Genomic DNA, 18,366 nt, shown 5'->3' on the forward strand with positions numbered 1-18,366 from the left:
AAAAAAAATCGGTGCGCCGCGAAGGGGGCGGGTAAAATAAATTTTGCTGGAGGTTTTATGACCAGCGAAATGTGATAGCAAACTGTCATTACCTTGCCACGTGCCAGGATCTCGCAATGAAAGTTAAAAGCACCGTTGAAGAAGTATTTTCTCGCATCCCCGGCCCGGTCACGCCGGAGTGGCCAATGGGAGAGCGATTTGCCGTGGCGCTTGCCCATGGCAGCATGTCAGTTGAGTATTACGCCCCTGTCGGCAATGATCCCCAAACTCCACATGAGCAGGACGAAATTTACTTCGTCCACCGCGGAACGGGCGAACTCGTCATCGGCGGCGAGCGTTATGCATTCAAGGCGGGAGATTGCCTTTTTGTGGGAGCAAACGTCCAGCATCGCTTCGAAAACTTTTCAGATGATTTCGGCACCTGGGTCGTGTTCTGGGGACCCAAGGGCGGCGAAAAGAATGGCGTGACTGCCGCCTGAAAAGCGGCGCACGCCGCCCATCCTCGTCCGCCAGCAAAAGTGTCAAGCCGGCTGGCGTTTAATCACGGAGCTATCGGGTATGAAACACCTTCCACTGAATCGGCTGGGCCCCCGAAAGTCCGAGCCAGGCGTAGTCGATTTCGGCATATTTCTGCCCTGGATTTCAGCCTTGGCGGGTAACAGGCTATTCGTGAAAATCATTCATGAGCGAGACCAGTTTATTCAGTCAATTCAGCCGCTCGCCTTCGAGCTGCAGCACAAAACTGATACCAACTATGGAGATTTCTGGTGGGCGAAGGTGGATTTCCACACTATCCACGATTTTCAGGGCAACTCCCATTTCGGTTTGCCCGGCCGGCATGTCTATCGCTTTGAACTGCACAATCCCAACGCAGGTGTACTGGATTGGATCATCGACCCTTTTTCGCGCGAGTATGCAACAGGCAAACTTTCGGCCTTTACGCTCGGCTACGCGCCATATATCTGGAGCGAAGCCGAGCAGATCTGGAAAACACCCGCTCTACCTGACCTGATTCTGTACGAATTGAATCTTGCCGAATTCGGCGGCAGTCTCGAAGGTGCCATCGACCGCCTGGACTATCTGGCCGACCTCGGTGTAAACGCACTATCGCTCTTGCCCGTCAACAATGTTTCTCTTGATGTCGACTGGGGCTATTTGCCGCTCGGGTATTTTGGTGTCGATGAACGTTTCGGACGGCGCGACGATTTCCAGCGTTTTGTTGACGCCGCACACCAGCATGGGCTGGCGGTAATCATCGATGCCGTATACGGCCATACGGGTCTGGACTTTCCTTATGCCGATCTCTACCGCCGGCTTGGATACAAAGAGAATCCCTTCATGGGGCCCTTTGCCAAAGACTATTTTAGTGATCTCGGTGTCAGCACCGATTTCAACCGCGCATTGACGCGCGATTTTTTCTATAGCGTCAACCTGCACTGGCTGAATACCTATCATATCGACGGTTTCCGTTATGACTGCGTGCCGAACTATTGGGACGGCGCGCTAGGCGTCGGATACGCCAACCTGGTCTTTAATACTCATGATTATGTCAAAAACTCGCTCGCCAGCCTTTCCCGCTTCGGCACGCCGGAAGGGTCTCGGTTGATCCAGATCGCAGAGCAATTGGAGGCTCCGGAGCAGATCCTTGAACAGAGCTACAGCAACGCCGCCTGGCAGAACGCAAGCTTCGGCGCGGCTACCACCTGCGCGCGCGGGGCACCAGGCGCCATCGAGAGTTTGGGCCATCGGCTGGGTGCACTCGGCTACATCGAACAGACAACTCAGAACGGGGAAGTCCTTGCCAAGCGTCCGCTGCAGTATATCGAGAACCACGACCACAGCCGTTTCGTTTGCGAGTTCGGCCTCAATCAACGCGACGGAAATCCGTTATTTGCAGAGGGTGACCGCGCGCAGTGGTACCGGCTTCAACCCTACCTGATCGCATTTCTCGCCGCCAAAGGCATCCCCCTGCTATGGCAGGGTCAGGAATTCGGCGAGAATTACTTTCTGCCCGAGGCGGGCCTCGGGCGGGTATTGTTATTGCGACCGCTGCGTTGGGATTATTTCTACGACCCCGCGGGGAGAAGCTTGGTCAAGCTGACGCGAAGTCTGCTGAGTCTGCGTAAAAATTGCGCCGAGTGGCGTCGCGGCAGCCACTATTTTCATAACGATTACGAGCGTTATCTTTCGCGCGGTATTCTGCTTTTTCAACGAGAGAATAGCGACGCAATAAGCCTGATCGCAGTAAATTTTACCGACATCGAGCAAAGTGTGGCATTTATGTTCACCCGCCCGGGAAACTATATAGAACAACTGCACAACCAGGATAATTTTGTCGTGGGTGAAGGTGAGACGCGCTGGCTGACTATTCCACCCAACTACGGCCGAGTGTGGCGTAAGGTTGATTCTGGACACCCCTGAACAAACCCTTGAGGGGACGCAAGTTGTCGCGGGAGCTAACGGAAAAAACATCTATTGGCAGCCCTCGTTCCAGGGTATAGAATCTCCGAAGCCATGAGCAAGCGCCGCCATAATTATTCTGTCATGCTGATATTGTTCGTTACGATGCTGACGAACGCATTCAGCTGGGCCTTTAACGGGGAAGTGTTCGCTCATGAACTCGATCATGAGCATCATGTCCTTTCTCTTGACCCCGCGGCCCATCTTGAGGCGCATCAACACGCCGCTATTAATGACGATGGTCATCTGGATGCCGCGACGCACTTATGCCTGCATGCCGCAGGACAATATCAGCCCTTTTTCTTCACCCCCCCTTTAATCGTACCCACTTCCACCGGCATGGAAGGGTTGACATTGTTCATTTCTATCATCGTTCCCGAATCCATTCCTGATTCCCCGCTTCATCCCCCCCGAAACACCTTCGCAAGTTAGATCGGCGAGTTCCCACCGGTATAACAACCTGAATACTGTTTAGGCAAGGTCGCCTAAGCCACGTCAGGTGTTATCTGGCTTCGCGGGCTTGCTGCACAGTTTATCTGCTCCATTCGCTCATTGAAATGGCTGATGGTGCAATTGAGTTAGTGCATTACTTGCGGAGAAACCCATGAAATTTACCGTGTTGCCCACGGTGTGCCGACACTTTTTGCCAGCCGGATCATTTATTTTGGCACTGGGCTTCATATCTTCGGCCTTTGCCCAAAATACTTTTTCCGGCGCACCGCCTGACGCGAGCGTGGATTACTCCGCTCCGTCTTTGCTCGAAGAAAAGAACGACCTCATTTTGCGCAATGCCGCGCGCCTCGCATTGCAGCGTAACCCGGAGTTGGCGGCTTTTGCCAAAGAAACTCAGGCCCTTAAGGGCGTCACGCTTCAAGCCGGACTGCTGCCAAACCCGGAGCTGACTTTATTTGCCGAGAATGCTGGGAATCTTCAGAAGGTTAATCGCAACGCTGCCGTAGGCGCAAAAGAAGTAGAGCAGCAAGACACCACGCTTCGGATCAATCAATTGATCGAACTCGGCGGAAAACGGGCCGCGAGGGTCAAAGCGGCGTCGCTCGGCGAGGAAGTGGCGGAACAAGCTTACGAAGCCAGGCGTGTGGAACTTATCGCTCAGGTGGCAAATGTGTTTACCGACGTGCTAGCCGCGCAGGAACAGTTGCGACTTGCCGAGGAAAGCCAGCGGCTGGCGCAGAGGGTGGTCCACACGGTTTCAAAGCGCGTTCAGTCGGGCAAAGTGCCCCCAATTGAAGAGACCAAGGTCGAGGTAGCATTCTCCGCTACGGAGATCGCCATGGTACAAGCACAGCGCGATTTGGCCGCAGCGCGCAAACGCCTGGCTCTGCTATGGGGCAGTTCTTCTCCGCAATTTAACAAGGCACTGGGAAACCTTGAATCGTTGGTTGCCCTGCCGAGTTTCGAAGCGCTTGCGGAGCGCGCTCTCGCCAGCCCCATGGCCCTGCGCGCCATCAAAAATATGGAACAGCGTAAAGCAGTGCTGGAAGTGGAGCAGACACGGCGCATACCCAATCTCACCGTTGTTGCCGGCGTTCTGAACCACTCGCAAACCGGCGGCACGACTGCTATTGCTGGCATTTCCATACCGCTACAGATATTCGACCGCAATCAGGGCAACCTCCACGAAGCCTACCAACGCGTGGACAAGGCTATGGACGAACAGATGGCGACTGAATTGCGCCTTAAAACCGAGCTGTCACAGGCGTATGAGGCTTTGTCGGCTGCGCAGGATGAAACGCGCATATTGCGCGACAATATATTGCCCAGAGCCAGGAGCGCCTTTGAAGTCACGAACAAAGGCTATGAGCTGGGAAAGTTCGGTTTTCTGGAAGTGCTGGATGCGCAGCGCACCCTGTTTCAAAACGAAGTGTTGTATGTGCGGGCACTGGCGAATTATCAGCGCCTGGTCAATGAAATAGAACGGCTGATTGCAGCCCCCATCGACTGTGCATTGAGCCCTTCGGCCAGTAAAGGCAGCAACGCAAATACAGCCTCAAGGAGCGATGATGAATAAACGACAAATAATCTTAATTGTCGTCGTTATCGCAATTGGAGCTGTGTTGGGGGGGCTCATACTGACCTGGGACAAAGCAGCGACACCAGAGGCTACGCACGGTGGCCACGACAAGTCTGACTTGTCTCATGCAGCGCATGACAATCACGATCATGGTGACGAGGACGAGGCTAACTCTACCAACGGCCCGCACCCACATCATGAAACCAAAGATAAGTCGGCAGGGGATAAAAGCAAAAGCCGCGAACCAGGCAAGGGGCCTAAAGGCGGGAAACTGTTTACCCGAAATGGCTTCGGTGTAGAAGTTACCATTTTTGAAAAAGGCATCCCGCCCCAGTTCCGGCTCTATCTCTATGAGAACGGAAAGCCGCTGCCTCCGTCTGGCGCACATGTCACCGTCACTCTTTCGCGTCTCGGCGCGCCGGCACAGGTATTCAACTTCAAACCCGAAGCTGACTATCTGCTCGGCGATCAGGTAGTGGAAGAACCTCACTCGTTCGATATGGTGATTGCCGCCGATCACAAGGGCGAAACTTTTCGCTGGGGTTACAGCCAGGTCGAGGCACGGGCAGAGATATCGGATGAAGTGCTGAAGAGCATCGGTGTGGAAGTACGTACTGCCGGACCGGCTACGATCAGACCCACACTCAAGCTACCGGGTGAGATCGGATTCGACGAACACACTATTGTACAAGTCGTGCCCCGTATGCCAGGCATCGTAACTGCCGTCTATTCGCACCACGGTCAACAGGTAAAGAAAGGCGAGGTGCTTGCAGTCATTGAAAGTCAGGTATTGGCCGAAATACGCGCGCAATTCCTAGCGGCGCGGAAACGACTGGGTCTGGCGCAGGTGACCTTTGAGCGTGAAAAACAATTGTGGCAAGAAAAGATTTCCGCCAAGCAGGATTATCTGGCTGCGCAGCAGGCCTTGACTGAAGCTGAGATTGCCTCGGATCTCGCATTAGCCAAACTACGCACTATAGGATTTCCGCCTGAGGCAGTTCATCAAAGAGGCGAACTGGCCCGATATGATATCCGCGCCCCCATTTCAGGACTTATCACCGCTAAAGCCGTAGCCCAGGGTCAGGTGCTAAAGGAAGACGCGGAGATTTTTACCATTGCCGACATATCGAGTGTATGGGCGCAAATAACGGTGTACGCAAAGGACCTGGATGTGCTTAGGCTAGGGGAGAAAGCCACCATAAGATCAACCGCAATCGATGCCGAAGGCGAAGGAACTATCTCTTACATTAGCGCGCTTATTGGCGTACAAACCCGGACCGCCACGGCGCGGGTGGTGCTGGAAAACGAGGACGGACGCTGGCGTCCCGGTATGTTTATCACCGCAGAGGTGGCGATCGAGGAACTACAGGTGCCAGTTGCCGTCTCGGCGGATGGCATTCAAACCCTGGACGACCATACAGTGGTGTTCGGTCGCTACGGGCAATACTTTGAAGCGCGCCCGCTCAGGTTGGGCCGCAGCGATGGGCAAATGGTTGAGGTTCTCAATGGGTTTACCGCCGGTGAGCGGTACGCGGCGAAGAACAGTTTTGCCATCAAGGCCGAGCTCGGCAAATCCGGCGCCTCCCATGACCATTAGACGAGCACCCAGCTGAGAGTAACCAAGGTCACAGATCATGATTGAACGGATTTTACGCATATCGATACAGCAACGAGGGTTCGTGCTCGGAGGGGTGCTGGCGATGGCGGCACTGGGTATATATAGCTACCAGAGGCTGCCTATTGATGCGGTGCCGGACATTACCAACGTTCAGGTCCAAATCAATACCGCGGCACCGGGATATTCTCCGGTGGAAGCCGAGCAGCGCGTGACCTTTCCCATCGAGGTAGTGATGGCCGGGCTTCCCCATCTGCACCATACACGCTCCATCTCGCGCTATGGGCTGTCGCAAGTCACGGTTATTTTTGAGGATGGTACTGACATTTATTTCGCGCGCCAGCTGGTGAACCAGCGAATTCAGGAGGCGCAGGGCAACCTGCCTACGGGGATCGTACCAACGATGGGGCCAATCTCTACCGGATTGGGAGAAATAGTCATGTGGACGGTCGATGCCGAGGAAGATGCATTAAAACCGGACGGTTCGGCGTATAGCACGACGGACCTGCGCGAAATTCAGGACTGGATCATCCGGCCTCAACTGCGCATGGTCAGAGGCGTTACCGAAGTGAACGCGATCGGCGGCTTCGTCAAGCAGTACCACGTAACGCCTTATCCTGAAAAGCTGCTGTCTTTCGGTCTGACGCTGCAGGATGTCGTCCTCGCGCTGGAACGCAATAATCTCAATGTCGGCGCGGGTTATATCGAAAAAAGCGGCGAGCAGCATCTGGTTCGGATACCTGGCCAAGTAGCAAACCTGGACGAGATCGCAGATATCATTCTGGGAAACCGCCAAGGGGTGCCGATACGCATCAAGGATGTCGCCGATGTGATTATCGGCAAGGAGCTGCGAAGCGGGGCCGCCACTCAGAACGGCGAAGAAGTGGTGCTGGGCACCGCGCACATGCTGATCGGCGAGAACAGCCGCGCCGTCTCTCAAGCGGTCGCCAACAAGCTGGCAGAAATTAACCGAAATTTGCCCGCAGGGATAGTCATCACCCCCGTCTATGATCGGACCGTCCTGGTAGATAAGTCTATTCGAACCGTCGCCACCAATCTGCTTGAGGGCGCGGCTCTGGTGATTGTAGTGTTGTTCCTGTTCCTCGGCAACTTGCGGGCAGCGTTCATCGCTGCGCTTGTCATCCCGCTTTCCATGCTGTTCACCTTTAGCGGTATGGTGGCTAACCATGTGAGCGCCAACCTGATGAGCCTGGGTGCGCTCGACTTCGGCATCATCGTGGACGGCGCCATCGTCATTATCGAAAACAGTATCCGCCATCTGGCCCATGAGCAGCAAAGGCGGGGACGGGAACTCACGCCCACCGAGCGCTTTTCGATCGTTTTTGATGCATCCAGGGAGGCGCGCCGGGTCCTGATTTATGGGGAGCTTATTATCATGGTGGTCTATCTGCCCATCTTCGCGCTCTCGGGAGTGGAAGGAAAAATGTTCCACCCCATGGCATTCACGGTAGTAATCGCGCTACTGGGGGCGATGATCCTCTCGGTGACATTTGTGCCGGCGGCAATCGCGCTCTTTCTCTCCGACAAAGTGGCAGAAAAGGAAAGTCCGGCAGTGATTTGGGCGAAGAAAGTCTACGTACCCATGCTTGCCGCTACCATGCGCAACAAGGGTCTCACGGTTACCCTCGCCGTGGTGATTGTGGTGCTCTCGGGCCTTCTGACAACCAGGATGGGCACTGAGTTTGTGCCCAGTCTTAACGAGGGAGATATTGCGCTGCACGCGATACGCATTGTCGGCACAAGCCTGACTACATCCATTGAAATGCAGAATGAGGTAGAGAAGAAGATCAAAGCATTTCCCGAGGTGGAGAGGACCTTTTCCAAGATCGGAGTCGCTCAGATTGCAACCGACCCGATGCCGCCAAGCGTTGCCGACATCTTTGTCATTCTTAAACCTGAATCAGACTGGCCGGGGCCGCACCACACCAAGGCACAGCTGGTAGCCTCTATTGAAAAAGCAGTGCAAGAGATACCAGGTAATAACTACGAGTTCACTCAGCCGATTCAGATGCGTTTCAATGAACTGCTATCGGGCGTGCGCGCGGATGTCGCGGTGAAAGTGTTTGGCGATGACATGGATACGCTGCTTGACGTGGGAGAGCAGATCGAGAAGGTTCTCAATACCGTCCCCGGCGCCGCGGATGTGCGAACCGAACAGATCACGGGATTACCGGTGCTTTCCATCCAGATGGATCGAGCAAAAATGGCGCGCTACGGCTTGAACGGTGCGGATGTCCAGGATGCCGTCACTATCGGAATCGGAGGAACCATGGGGATCTCCGGGAGGAGTGCGGGCCTTATTTATGAGGGTGACCGCCGCTTCGACCTTCAGGTTCGACTGCCCGAATCCATGCGTAGCGATATCGAAGCACTCAAACGGCTGCCGATCAGGTTACCTGCTTCCAACATAGGCGGCGCAGCTACGGCCAATGCCTTCGGCTACGTCCTGTTAGGCGAGGTGGCCAATCTTGAGATCGTCCAGGGCCCCAACCAGGTGAGTCGGGAAAACGGCAAACGTCGAGTAGTAGTCACCGCTAACGTCCGAGGCCGAGATCTCGGTTCTTTCGTAAACGAAGCGGAAGCACGGGTTGCTGAAAAGGTGCAGGTCCCCTCCGGATATTGGGTGACATGGGGAGGACAATTCGAGCAACTGATTTCAGCCGCCCAGCGACTTCAGATCGTTATTCCACTCGCCCTTGGCCTCATTCTCGTTCTGCTTTATACGATGTTCGGGAATTTTCGGGATGGGTTGCTGATGTTTACCGGAGTCCCATTTGCGCTCAGCGGAGGCGTTCTGGCTTTGTGGGTGCGAGATATTCCTTTGTCCATTTCTGCGGGAGTGGGATTTATCGCATTGTCCGGTGTAGCGGTGTTGAACGGCCTGGTAATGCTGGCCTTTATCCGGGATCTGCGGGAGAAAGGATGGGGGCTGGATGAAGCTATTGAAACCGGCGCTTTCACCCGATTGCGCCCGGTACTGATGACAGCACTGGTAGCAGCAATCGGCTTCATTCCAATGGCCTTGGCCACCAGTACGGGGGCGGAGGTGCAGCGACCGCTCGCTACGGTGGTGATAGGAGGCATTCTGTCCTCCACCGCACTGACACTGCTGGTATTGCCGGTGCTGTACCAGCTGGTTCACGGGAGGGATGTGTCGGCTACTTCGAGAAAAAGTCCGGTTCCGCTGGAGCAGGGAACGATCGTAAAGTGACCCGCATATTGCCTTGCCTCCAACTGCGAGCCTCAAATGTTTCCCGGCAGAAATCCGTCGCGCAGATGATCACGACGAGAATTACATCGAGTGTCGCCCCGATTGGAGTCGCGCAACAGGCACCTGTGTCCCACGTGAATAGCGACAGCAATAGCTCGGCTCACATGTAATTCAAGCCAAAACCAGCCGGGCAGAAGATAAGTCCGCTTGTTGCCACCGTGCCGAGGTCCACAAGCACGTCGTAGGCCATGTCAAGAAAGCGCTGTGTATACTGATGCCCACTTGCGTTCAGAAGCCGGCAAAGCCGGTCAGATCATTCGCCACCCTTAACCGTCGAGCAAGGTGAACAATCCGGTGGCAAAAACTCATCAAGTGTTGCCGGGCATTGTCCACACATAGTCAAGATCACCAGGACAGGCGAAAAACGCATTTCGTTGGCTGAAACCTTTGATTCATAGCGGGGCGACCAAACGGGCGGCGAGCGGCCCTGCTTCCCACCCATCGATTTAGGTTAAAATGTTTTTTTAATGGCCACGAACCCATCTTATGAAAAAGTCCCGTGTCCCTCATCGCACCAAGTCCCCCCGGGTTGTTCAGGAGCTTTCCCGCCTTGCGGCGGGGCTTGCGGCTTCTGGAAGCCGCGTAGAAGATGCATTCTGGGAAAACCGGCTGGCGGCAAAGATTCACGCCCAGTTGCGCACGGGTGACGATCAAAACCTCGAAGCGGCGTTGGATCAGCTCTACGATACCGATCCCGCGGCTTATAGCGAGTTTATCTACGCGATTGAGGCCGCAATTGAATGCACTTTCTTAACGCGCGACGACCGCAGTTACGACATGCTCATGTTTGCGGTACCGGTGCTGACCTGGTCTCGCTTCTCCATCCCTTCCGGGCCAATAGCGGGACCAATACTGGCAAACTTGCGCGTTCAGTTGCAAACGCATGTGCTGGCAGCGGATGTTCGGTTCGCGCTGGCCGATTGCCTGTTCAGCCCGGACCAGTTGCCCCGCGGCTATCATCTTACACACGAGTTGGCCACCAGGCTTTGGGCCGCGGCATTGACGGGAGAACGCGACTTGCACATGAATCCCGGCCAGCTTGCCGAAACCGGGCGCTTTCTCTCCGATACCCGCTATCTGCTGGGCGCAATTGCCACGCCACAGGGAAACCCAATGTTTCGCTGGCAAGAGACTGACCAGGCGGGGAGCGGCCCAGTTGGTTCGAAGCTTTCGAAAGAGGATATATTGCATGAATGGCAATCACACGGCGTAGAAGTTCTGCGGCCCCTGTTTCAGGGGTGCGCGTTTGAATTGCTGATGCCCGACGGTTTTTTTTCCGCGTGGCGCATGGCCGACCGGCTAGCTCGGCCGTATTCCATGCATGCCACCATTGATTTTCTGCAAACCACGCTCAATATTTCTCCGGACAGTCTACGCGCGGTCATTGCGCCCTTTTATGATCAATGGCTGGAGGAATACCGCGTAGGCTTCACGCTCAAGGACCGGGATGACGTGCTCTACGGCATTGTTTGGGCACTCGTCGGGGATGAGGATGACAACAGTGACATCGTCTCTCAAATCGAAGCGACACTGCGGGAATGTGGCGTGACTCATACAACGCTGTTGCAGACGCGTTTCCTTCTCGAGTACTGCGAAGAGTGCGGTGCCCCGCTATTTCCTAACCCTGATGGCGAAGTCGTCCACGCGGAGTTTCCTGAAGAAGGCGAGGTAACGCCCATACATCTCCATTAAGACTCATTCTGAAACATGGACTCAGCGTGAGCTTTTTACGAGGAGGCAGCTCATCATGACGGACAAAATCGCGAAATCGGAACAGGAATGGCAAAAACAACTGACGCCGCAGCAATATCAGGTTTGCAGACAAAAAGGCACCGAACGGGCGTTTACCGGGGAATACTGGAATTGTCGCGACCGCGGAATATACCGCTGTGTCTGCTGTGGAGCCCCCTTATTTGATTCGGAGAGCAAATTTGATTCCGGTACCGGCTGGCCCTCTTTCTGGCAACCGCTGGAGCCGGATACCGTTGCCGCCCGGGAAGACCAAAGCTTTTTCACACGTCGAACCGAAGTGCTCTGCGCGCGTTGCGACGCCCATCTGGGACATGTGTTCGACGATGGACCCGAGCCAACCGGTTTGCGGTACTGCATCAATTCAACATCGCTCAAGCTCGAGCCGTATAATAAGCTACATAACGAGCTAGAATAATTACTTCATCAAACTATTGCGACAGACACAGCTGGCCATTTATGAAGTTTCTTTTTGATCTCTTCCCGGTCATCCTATTTTTCGTTGCGTTCAAGATTTATGGGATTTACACCGCCACTGCAGTAGCCATCGCCGCCACGTTCGCGCAGATCGGGTGGGTATGGTTTCGCCACCGCAAGGTCGATACCATGCTTTGGGTAAGCCTTGTAATCATCGTGATCTTTGGCAGCGCGACACTCATTCTTCAAGACGAGACTTTCATCAAATGGAAACCGTCAGTGCTCTACTGGCTGTTCGCCGCTACACTGCTTTTGGCCCATGCGGTTTTCAAGAAGAATTTGATCCGTGTGATGATGAAAGAGCAGATCGCGCTGCCCGAGCCTATATGGGCTCGCCTCAACGCGAGCTGGGCGGCATTCTTCGCCTCGATGGGAGCGGCTAATCTCTATGTCGCTTTCAATTACTCCACTGAAACCTGGGTTAATTTCAAGCTGTTCGGGTTTATGGGCCTGATGCTGGTGTTCGTCGTAGCTCAAGGCCTGATGCTGGGAAAATATATGGAAGAAAACGAGGATAAGGAAATATGATGCCTTACGCGATACAGGGAGAGGACATTCCGGATAGCCTGGAAAAAAGACTTGCTGCCCGCCCTGCGCACTTGGAACGCATCAAGGCATTACAGGATGAGGGACGTCTTATTTTGGCAGGGCCGCACCCGGCGATCGATAGCCCCGACCCCGGCCCCGCCGGGTTTTCCGGAAGTCTGATCGTTGCGGAATTTGAATCGCTGGAAGCGGCGCGAACCTGGGCAGAGAACGATCCGTATGCCACCTCGGGTGTATATGCAAAGGTAACCGTCAAGCCATTCAAAAAAATAATGCCATCCTGAACCCGATGAGCGACACGACAGAGTTGATCAGGCAGAAGCTCGCAGCACTTGAGCCGGCGAAAATAGACATTATTGATGACAGCGCCAGGCATGCCGGACATGCAGGCGCCAGAGGCGGGGGCGGACACTACTCTGTGACCATTGTTTCCTGCCAGTTTTCGGGTAAGACCGCAGTTGCGCGCCATCGCCTAGTATACGGTGCGCTGCGCGAGTTGATGCACAAGGATATTCACGCGCTCAGCGTAAAAGCGTATACTCCCGAAGAATCCGATTTGATCCACTGACAAGGAAGCCCTATGCATTTTACGAAACTTTCTCGATTAACGGCGCTCGGCATTTGTGGCCTGATTGCCGCAACAACTGTTCAGGCTCAATCCGGCTCATCCCTGGCCAAAGTAAATGGCGTAGCAGTTCCTCAGTCCCGCCTCGAGTTCATTGTTAAGGCGCGCACCCTTCAGGGTCAGCCGGATAGCCCTGAAACCAGGAAAACCTTGCGTGACGATCTGATAACGGAAGAAGTGATCGCTCAGGAGGCGTTGAAAAAAGGATTGGACAAGGACCCCGATTTCGTAACCCAGCTTGAGATGGCACGCCAGACAGCCCTCGTTAGGGCATACCAGGTCGATTACATAAAGAGTCATCCGGTAAATGATGACGAACTGCGCAAGGAATATGAAGCGGTGAAAGCGCAGATGGGCGATAAGGAATACAAAGCTCATCATGTCCTGGTGGGGTCCGAGGCGGAAGCAAAGGACATCATCGCTAAAATTAAAAAAGGCGCAAAGCTTGAGAAGATTGCGCAGGAAAAATCTCTCGACACGGGCAGCAAGGCCAAGGGTGGCGAACTCGAATGGAGCCCCGCGGCAAGCTACGTTCAGCCGTTTGGGGAAGCCCTGACCAAGCTGAGCAAGGGCCAGCTCACCGAACAGCCCGTGCATACCAACTTTGGCTATCACGTGATCCGGCTGGATGATGTGCGGCCCCTGAAGGTTCCGCCATTTGAGGAGATAAAGCAAAATCTGGCGCAACGTGTATTGCAACGGCAATTCGCTTCTGCGGTCAACGACCTTCGCGCAAAAGCCAAGGTAGAATAATCTCGGAAAAGCTCAAGCAGTCTCAAATAAAAGGCAGTCTCTAGGCTGCCTTTTTTTATACCTAATGGTACGATCGTATTGCGCGTGGCAATCACGTGACTTTCTGCATTCGGGGCGCAAGCGCACACATCAGCTCATAGGGAACCGTCTCCGCTGCCTGTGCCACCTCATCGATAGGCATGTCCCGGCCCCAAAGTATTACCGGACTACCCACTCCTGCATCCTCGATTCCGCTCAGATCCACGTGTAACATGTCCATGGACACGCGCCCCACGAGACGCGTGCGCCTCCCGTTCACCAGTACCGGCGTGCCGGTAGGCGCATGACGAGGATAGCCGTCGGCATAGCCACCGGCCACAACCCCTACTCTCAGCGAACCGCTGGGGCGGAAAGTATGGCCATAGCCGACTCCCTCGCCCGATTTAAGGGTTTGCACTGCGATTATCTTGCTGGATACTGTCATTGCCGGCTGCAAATCCAGCTCTGCGGCTGATGTGCCGGCAACCGGAGAGGCACCATACAACATGATGCCGGGACGAACCCAGTCTGCATGTGTTTCGGGATAGCGCAAAATAGCGGCAGAATTAGCCAGTGAGCGCGGCAAACGCCACCCCTTTCCCGCCGCGTTGAAGCGTTCTACTTGAACGGATACGCTTTCTCCCTTCTGTGGCTCATCGGCACAGGCAAAATGCGTCATGAGAGTAATCTGACCCACCATGGAATTGGAGCGAAGCGTTTCCAGCGCAGCGGCAAATTGCTCAAGCGGAAAGCCCAAGCGGTTCATGCCGGTATTGAGCTTCAAAAAAACGTCTAGCCTGCCCCGAACTCGGGCTGCGGATAGCATTGCGATCTGCTCGCGATTGTGGATGACGGTACTTAAGCGGTATTGCTCGATCCAGGCCAATTCATCGATGTCGAAAAAACCTTCGAGCAGCAATATGGTCTGCCGGTAGCCTGCCTCCCGCAAACGTACGGCAGCGTCCAGTTCGAGCATGGCGAAACCTTCTGCGCCCGCCAGCGCCTCGGCGGCTCGCAACAGGCCATGCCCATACGCATCGGCTTTGATGACGGCCATTACGCGCGAATGGGGAGCATGATGGCGAACCACGGATAAGTTATGCTCGAGCGCGCAAAGATCGATGAGTGCCTTAAGTGGACGTGGCATTGGTATACGCAGGTTTATCAAAATCCCGGCATCAGAGCTGAATCCTTGCCCTGGCGGTTGGAAGCGTTGGCAGTTTCATGATATAAATTTTTCTCTTCGGAATAGCGATGGATGACCATTGTATAATCCACGCCTGAGCTGAAACTGTAATCGGGAGAACAAGTTGAAACGCGGATTTTATACTATCATGGCGGCGCAGTTTTTCTCTTCGCTGGCGGATAACGCGCTGCTGGTGGTCGCCATAGCGCTTCTGGTGGAATTACATGCTCCCGCGTATCTTACGCCGATGCTGAAGTTCGTATTTGTTCTGTTTTATGTGATTCTCGCGCCTTTTGTGGGGGCCTTCGCCGATTCCATGGCGAAAGGGCGCGTGATGTTCATCAGCAATACGATCAAGATCCTCGGCTGCAGTCTGCTTTTTCTAGCATCGCACCAGTACTTCGCCCTCGCCGCTTACGCGGTCGTGGGACTCGGCGCAGCCGCGTATTCCCCGGCCAAGTACGGGATACTCACGGAACTGCTGCCGCCGGAGAAGCTGGTCATCGCAAATGGCTGGATCGAAGGATTAACGGTGGCTTCCATCGTCCTGGGAACAGTATTGGGTGGGCTGCTGATCTCGCCCGCAGTCTCCGCCATGCTTCTGGGGTTCGACCTTCCACTAATTGATACGGGCATTAATACGGTCGCCGAAGCGGGTATTCTGCTCATCGCGGTATTTTATAGCACCGCCGCGATCTTCAATCTGTACATTCCCAATACGGGAGTTGATCACCGCATTCTGAAGAAAAACCCGATGTTTCTGGTGCACGAATTTAGTCACTGCATGAAACTGCTGTGGACGGACAAACTGGGGCAAATTTCGCTTGCCGTGACAACGCTGTTTTGGGGCGCGGGCGCAACCCTGCAATTTATCGTGTTGAAATGGGCCGATGCCGCTCTTGGCTACCCCTTAAGCAAAGCCGCGCAATTGCAAGGCGTTGTTGCCGTCGGGATCGCAGTCGGCGCGGTACTTGCCGCCCGCCTCGTATCGCTACGCCATTCCGTACGGGTGATTCCGCTGGGTATCGCCATGGGTATCGTGGTAATGGCGATGATCCTTGCGCACGATCTTTGGATTGCTATCGGGCTTTTAATGTTGATTGGCGGACTGGCTGGATTCTTTGTAGTGCCGATGAACGCACTGCTACAGCACCGGGGACATATACTGATGGGCGCGGGCCACTCTATTGCCGTGCAGAATTTCAATGAGAACCTGAGCATCCTTGCAATGTTGGCACTCTATGCGTTGTTGGTAAGCTTCGACGTCCACGTTTACACGGTAATCGTTCTGTTTGGTCTTTTCGTGGCAGTGACTATGACGGTGATACGACGGTGGCACCTGCGCAACCAGAGCATTGAGGACTCTCTTCATCTGATCGGCGCTCATAAAGGTCATTGACGATCGCTGCCGGGTCACAGAACGTTTGCGGCTGACAAACACGATGCGCTGTCTGATAACGCTATAAGATAACCGGTCTGTCGGTCAGCTCATTTTGCTGCTCACTCTGCTCTGAGGGAAAATGTTCCCGCAAATGCTCGCCGACAGCCCGGATTCCGGCAATCACTCCTGATTCGAACTTTCCCTGACTGAACGCGCCTTCCATTTCACGGCAGATAAGCTCCCACTTTTCCCTGCCGACTTTCATATTGATACCCCGGTCAGCGACGATTTCGACATCCCGGTCGGCGACCAGTAAATAGATCAGTACCCCATTGTTGTGCTCCGTGTCCCAAACACCGAGTTGGGAAAAAACTTCTATCGCCCTCTCCCGCGCTGGTTGGTCCTTAAGCAAGGACAGAAGCTGCAAACCCGACTCAGCTGCGAAACGGATTTCTCCGCCATGGCTGACTTCAGATGATTCAATGGCCTGCTCAATCGCCACCAACGCAGAAGCGGGGAACAACCGACGCAGCGCCATCCGTCCCGCAGCAAGATGCCGCAGAATGCGCGCTAAGTTCACCTACCACCTTCCCGAGGCGCCGCCACCACCGAACCCCCCGCCGCCGCCACCAAACCCGCCTCCCCCACCAAAGCCACCCCTCCCGCCCATGCCGCCGCCATAACCGCCATACCAGCCTCCCGGCCCTCCTCGCGAAATTCCTCCGCCCGAATTTCCGAACAAGGTCAGAAAGAACGCAAGAATAGCAATAATTATCCCGACGAGAATGGACGAAAAGACCAGCCAGCCTATGAATCCCGCGGCGGCACTTATAACAGTGGAACCGATCACGCGTCCAAATAGGGACTGGAGGATTTTGCCCACGACAATGAGTGCGATAAATACGAAGATAATATTATCCAGAACAACGCCCACCCCGGTAGACACGGTACCGCGTCCTGGCTGAGGTGCCGGCAGCGACTCTCCCTCGATCACGCTCGTCACCCGGTCAATCCCGGCCTCAATCGCGGCTGCGAAATTACCTTGCCTGAGCATGGGAATAATTGTTTCTTCGACTATTCGCTTGGCTACCGCATCTGGAAGTACGCCTTCCAGACCATACCCTACCTCGATGCGAACGGTTCGATCCTGCTTCGCGATAAGTAGCAAAACCCCGTCATCAATGCCCTTTCGTCCCAACTTCCAGGTTTCAGCCACACGAATCGAATACTGTTCAATGGTGTCAGGATGAGTGGTGGGAACAATCAGTACCGCGATCTGGCTACCTTTTTTAGCTTCGAAGGCAGCCAGCTTTTGCTCTAATCGAGCGGTCTCGGTCGGGCTAAGCGTTCCAGTCAGGTCGGTGACGCGGGATCCGAGCGGCGGCACCGCAACTTCCGCCATTGACAGGGAGGTAAAGAAAAACAGAGCGATGAACGCGAGGATTTTTCTTCCAGTGAGAGTCATGTCGGAAAGGTTGAAATGTCGTCAAAAGGAAAAGGTAAGGCGTACATTGGAACCAGGAAGCGCAGCGGGATTAGCCACACATACCAGCAGTCAGCCAATCAGGTATGCTCGACCCGGCCGGCCACCCCGTTTCACCTCCCGCCGTTCGTTTATGGTCTGCTGAAATCGACCTTCGGTGCAGTGGATATTTCCTTCTCGTTTTCCACGGCGAAGCTGGGTTTCACCTTGTAGCCGAAGATCATTGCGGTAAGATTGGTCGGGAACGAGCGCACCACGACGTTGTAATCCTGCACCGCCTTGATATAACGGTTGCGGGCAACGGCAATACGATTCTCGGTACCTTCCAGTTGCGCCTGTAATTCGCGAAAATTAGCGTCGGATTTGAGTTGCGGGTAATTCTCGGCTATCACCAGCAAACGCGATAACGCGCTCGACAGTTCACCCTGAGCACTCTGAAATTTTGCGAACGCCTCGGGGTCGTTGATCAGTTCTGGTGTGGCCTGGATACTGCCGACCTTGGCGCGGGCATTGGTCACGCCCAGGAGTACGTCCTTTTCCTGTGCGGCAAAACCCTTGACTACGTTTACTAGATTGGGAATAAGATCAGCGCGGCGCTGATACTGATTCAGGACTTCAGACCAGCCCGCCCTGATTTGCTCATCGGTAGATTGCAAGGTATTGTAGCCGCATCCGCTCAAGGTCAGCGCAAGAAGCAATGTCACGGTCCGCAACAGATTATTCATGGGTTCGTCTCTGGAAAGCGGTTT

Annotated in this window: 17 protein-coding genes; 13 read left to right on the forward strand and 4 right to left on the reverse strand. The window is 54.6% G+C overall.

The window, feature by feature from the left end; genetic code table 11:
• Positions 1-116: 116 nt before the first annotated feature.
• From R5L00_RS03555 to R5L00_RS03610, 12 genes are all read left to right on the forward strand, one after another.
• On the forward strand, positions 117-479 hold the full coding sequence (locus R5L00_RS03555; RefSeq protein WP_107692252.1) for a cupin domain-containing protein: 363 nt from the start codon (positions 117-119) through the stop codon (positions 477-479).
• Positions 480-558: 79 nt separating this feature from the next.
• Positions 559-2,421, forward strand: a complete 1,863-nt coding sequence (locus R5L00_RS03560; protein WP_317653391.1) for an alpha-amylase family glycosyl hydrolase — start codon at positions 559-561, stop codon at positions 2,419-2,421.
• 93 nt (positions 2,422-2,514) lie between these two features.
• Positions 2,515-2,892 (forward strand): hypothetical protein, encoded by a 378-nt coding sequence (locus tag R5L00_RS03565; protein ID WP_107692250.1) that lies wholly within the window; start codon positions 2,515-2,517, stop codon positions 2,890-2,892.
• Between the two features lie 172 nt (positions 2,893-3,064).
• On the forward strand, positions 3,065-4,489 hold the full coding sequence (locus R5L00_RS03570) for a TolC family protein (protein ID WP_317653392.1): 1,425 nt from the start codon (positions 3,065-3,067) through the stop codon (positions 4,487-4,489).
• A complete protein-coding gene (locus tag R5L00_RS03575; RefSeq protein WP_317653394.1) occupies positions 4,479-6,089 on the forward strand; it encodes an efflux RND transporter periplasmic adaptor subunit in 1,611 nt (536 codons plus the stop codon). Before R5L00_RS03570 ends, R5L00_RS03575 begins: the two co-directional genes overlap by 11 nt.
• A gap of 37 nt (positions 6,090-6,126) precedes the next feature.
• Complete coding sequence (locus R5L00_RS03580) at positions 6,127-9,339, forward strand: CusA/CzcA family heavy metal efflux RND transporter (RefSeq protein WP_317653395.1); 3,213 nt, start codon at positions 6,127-6,129, stop codon at positions 9,337-9,339.
• 546 nt (positions 9,340-9,885) lie between these two features.
• Positions 9,886-11,091: a DUF2863 family protein gene (locus R5L00_RS03585; RefSeq protein ID WP_317653396.1), complete on the forward strand. Its 1,206-nt coding sequence runs from the start codon at positions 9,886-9,888 to the stop codon at positions 11,089-11,091.
• A 55-nt stretch (positions 11,092-11,146) separates the two neighbouring features.
• A complete protein-coding gene (msrB, locus tag R5L00_RS03590) occupies positions 11,147-11,566 on the forward strand; it encodes a peptide-methionine (R)-S-oxide reductase MsrB (RefSeq protein WP_317653397.1) in 420 nt (139 codons plus the stop codon).
• Positions 11,567-11,607: 41 nt separating this feature from the next.
• On the forward strand, positions 11,608-12,153 hold the full coding sequence (locus tag R5L00_RS03595; protein WP_317653398.1) for a septation protein A: 546 nt from the start codon (positions 11,608-11,610) through the stop codon (positions 12,151-12,153).
• The gene (locus R5L00_RS03600; protein WP_107692779.1) at positions 12,153-12,455 is read left to right on the forward strand and encodes a YciI family protein; all 303 of its coding nucleotides are present in this window, start codon (positions 12,153-12,155) and stop codon (positions 12,453-12,455) included. The genes R5L00_RS03595 and R5L00_RS03600 overlap by 1 nt, the downstream gene beginning before the upstream one ends.
• Before the next feature lie 5 nt (positions 12,456-12,460).
• Positions 12,461-12,739 carry a BolA family protein gene (locus R5L00_RS03605; protein ID WP_317653400.1) on the forward strand — a complete coding sequence of 93 codons (279 nt, stop codon included), beginning with the start codon at positions 12,461-12,463 and terminating at the stop codon, positions 12,737-12,739.
• Between the two features lie 12 nt (positions 12,740-12,751).
• Positions 12,752-13,549: a peptidyl-prolyl cis-trans isomerase gene (locus tag R5L00_RS03610; protein WP_107692242.1), complete on the forward strand. Its 798-nt coding sequence runs from the start codon at positions 12,752-12,754 to the stop codon at positions 13,547-13,549.
• 91 nt (positions 13,550-13,640) lie between these two features.
• On the opposite strand, the gene alr is transcribed toward R5L00_RS03610, so the two are convergent.
• Positions 13,641-14,714, reverse strand: a complete 1,074-nt coding sequence (gene alr / locus R5L00_RS03615) for an alanine racemase (protein ID WP_107692241.1) — start codon at positions 14,712-14,714, stop codon at positions 13,641-13,643.
• A gap of 163 nt (positions 14,715-14,877) precedes the next feature.
• Here alr and lplT point away from each other — a divergent pair, with 163 nt between their 5' ends.
• Positions 14,878-16,152 (forward strand): lysophospholipid transporter LplT, encoded by a 1,275-nt coding sequence (gene lplT, locus R5L00_RS03620; RefSeq protein ID WP_107692240.1) that lies wholly within the window; start codon positions 14,878-14,880, stop codon positions 16,150-16,152.
• Positions 16,153-16,213: 61 nt separating this feature from the next.
• Here lplT and R5L00_RS03625 read toward each other — a convergent pair whose 3' ends face one another.
• From R5L00_RS03625 to R5L00_RS03635, 3 genes are all read right to left on the reverse strand, one after another.
• Positions 16,214-16,714, reverse strand: coding sequence for a TPM domain-containing protein (locus R5L00_RS03625; RefSeq protein WP_317653401.1), 501 nt, complete (start codon positions 16,712-16,714; stop codon positions 16,214-16,216).
• Positions 16,715-17,599, reverse strand: coding sequence for a TPM domain-containing protein (locus R5L00_RS03630; protein ID WP_107692238.1), 885 nt, complete (start codon positions 17,597-17,599; stop codon positions 16,715-16,717). It lies immediately after the preceding gene.
• Positions 17,600-17,748: 149 nt separating this feature from the next.
• Positions 17,749-18,342 carry a LemA family protein gene (locus tag R5L00_RS03635; RefSeq protein WP_107692778.1) on the reverse strand — a complete coding sequence of 198 codons (594 nt, stop codon included), beginning with the start codon at positions 18,340-18,342 and terminating at the stop codon, positions 17,749-17,751.
• Between the last annotated feature and the right edge of the window lie 24 nt (positions 18,343-18,366).

Origin of the sequence: Nitrosospira sp. Is2 (genome assembly GCF_033095785.1) — a bacterium.
In the GTDB taxonomy this organism is placed as follows: Bacteria; Pseudomonadota; Gammaproteobacteria; order Burkholderiales; family Nitrosomonadaceae; genus Nitrosospira.